Source organism: uncultured Rothia sp. (assembly GCF_937976295.1).
In the GTDB taxonomy this organism is placed as follows: domain Bacteria; phylum Actinomycetota; class Actinomycetes; order Actinomycetales; family Micrococcaceae; genus Rothia.
This window is the reverse complement of the sequence record NZ_CALJRY010000031.1, coordinates 1-1,877: the sequence shown is the minus strand read 5'-3', so window position 1 is coordinate 1,877 and position 1,877 is coordinate 1. Positions and strand designations below refer to the sequence as shown.

Here is a 1,877-nt window from a genome sequence, read left to right as displayed (position 1 = left end):
CACCCCACCTCCTGGATGTCCGTTGACGGCTACTACACCGCTCTCTAAGCCTTAGCGTATAGAAGCTGGGTCTAGCCCAACATACTTCAAAAAGGCGCCTACCCCGCACGGGGTGGGCGCCTTTTGTGTACCTGAGATTTGTGTACCCCAGAGAACCCACGAAAATACCGCGATTCCATGAAAAGACCGCCGAAAGTGCACCGCCGTATGGGCGCATTCTCGGCGGCATGTTTTTAGGTGCATGCGGCTAGGCCTATGCGGCTAGGAGGCGAGAGCCTGCAGAAGCCTCTGCGGGTCCTGCTCCCACTCGCTGAGCTCAGCACGCAGATTAGCCCGCGCGGGCTCCTCCCAGAGCGTGAAAGCCTGTTCGGAGAGGAAGATGCGCTCTCGACCCAGGATAGAACGCAGGAAGGTCGTGCGACCGGTACGGAACGCCTCATCGTCAAAGTGAGAGTACTCGCTACGCACCCCGCGCAGGTAGCGGCGATAGCGCGCCGAATCAGCCGCCAGGATCGCCATATCGGCATCGAGGAAAAACTGAATATCCGCCGGTTCATAGCCCGCCGGCAGGTCGGCAGACTCGGGAAGCTCGTGGGTTGCCGTGGCACGCACCAGAAGGCTCACCATCCGCAGCTCCTGCTCGGTGAGTGGACCCGCGGCAACCAGCGGCTCCAGGGAGGTGCTCGCCAGCTGCTCGCTGCGGCGCTCATCCTCACCCGGTGCGCCCTCATAGACCGCGTCGTGGAACCACGCCGCCAGAATCAACGCCAGGGGAGTAGAACCCTGCGCACGATGCGCGTACAGGCGGTCTAGATCGGTGAGCATCTGCGAAAGGTGCCCGCTGTGGTGGTAGGCACGGTGCGGCTGCTCCCAGGCCTGCAGCAGGCTCTCACCCAGTTCAGCCACCCGCGCCGTGAGTTGAGCCCGCAGCTCGGCGGGATCCTCCACGTGCTTGAGACTGGGTGTATTGAGGCGGGGCGTAAACGCCGCCTCCCAGGCGCGAAGCAGACGCGGGCGAATCTTCTCGGGGCGTTCCTTAAGCGGAATCCGCAGACCGCTAGCAATGAGCGTGCGAGTCAGCTGCGCGCCGCTGAGCTCCTTCGCGCCCGCCCGTACTAGGTCTTCGTAGAGGTGCGCCGGAACATCGTAGTGATCGCGATCGAAGGCGCGCTCGCTGATGCCCGCCCCTGCGGCGAACTCGTGCAGTTCCGCCAGGGACACATCGGAGATGAGGTGCGAGAAGACGGTGCCGTGTGCGGGCCAGGTGGGCGGGTCAATGTAGATGCTCATTCGTACATTGTAGGAGCGGTTCTGTCGCCGGGTGCGGGTGTCTTCGGGTGGTGAACACAGGGTGGTAAACGCTGGGTGGATGCCGTATGAGTCCAGGGTGACTACCGGCGGATGCTGGGGGCTTGGGTGGGCTGTGCCGACCGGAGGTGCGGGGTGCTTTATACTGGATAGGTACGCCCTCGTAGCTCAGGGGATAGAGCACTTCTCTCCTAAAGAAGGTGTCGGACGTTCGAATCGTCTCGGGGGCACACAGAGCCGGTAATCACGCCGGTACGAGAAAACCGCCCGTCGCTTGCGTTAGCAGGCGCGGGCGGTTTTCTTGTTTCTGATTGAATGCGGTAGTGGCGGATGACCGAACGGGTGGGAGCCGCCCAGCAAATGCGGTAGCATGGAATATCGAACGTGTATTCTAGGCAGCGAGGTAGATGATGAGCGACAAGCCCGAACAGCAGAAGCAGCCCTTCACCGAACAGGACGGCCTGTTCGCCGCCGAACTCGTCACCCCCGCAGCACCGGTAGCGGATGATGAGCCGCCCTTCGACCCCTACTACGACGTACCCCCCGCCGAGGATGACTATTACGCCCCT

General features: G+C 62.5%; 1 protein-coding gene and 1 tRNA gene. One reads left to right on the top strand and one right to left on the bottom strand.

The features are described from left to right. Nucleotides 1–261 precede the first annotated feature (261 nt). Nucleotides 262–1,290, bottom strand: coding sequence for a DUF4031 domain-containing protein (locus tag Q0216_RS00810; protein WP_298592145.1), 1,029 nt, complete (start codon nt 1,288–1,290; stop codon nt 262–264). Nucleotides 1,291–1,465: 175 nt separating this feature from the next. Between Q0216_RS00810 and Q0216_RS00805 the strand changes: the two genes are divergently transcribed. After that, a tRNA-Arg gene (locus tag Q0216_RS00805) sits at nt 1,466–1,538 on the top strand. The last annotated feature ends 339 nt before the right edge of the window (nt 1,539–1,877 follow it).